The organism is Parendozoicomonas verongulae (assembly GCF_009711465.1).
GTDB classification, from domain to species: Bacteria; Pseudomonadota; Gammaproteobacteria; order Pseudomonadales; family Endozoicomonadaceae; genus Sansalvadorimonas; species Sansalvadorimonas verongulae.
The window spans coordinates 2,759-2,960 of the sequence record NZ_SMME01000733.1; positions in this window are offsets into that span (position 1 = coordinate 2,759).

Here is a 202-nt window from a genome sequence, read left to right on the forward strand (position 1 = left end):
ACTCTCAGCGTGTACATACGATAGAAATCCGCAGGCCTGTCATCGTCAGCTCGAGCCTGAGGCTCTCTGTAGTGCTCACGTACCCAGGTCTTTAAATGCGGAGACCGGGAAGGAAACAGCTCTGCTGAAGGAAGGGGGGAGCAGTGGATGTCAGGGGGAGCATCCTCACCTGAAGACACACGACAAATATTTGCCTTATCCC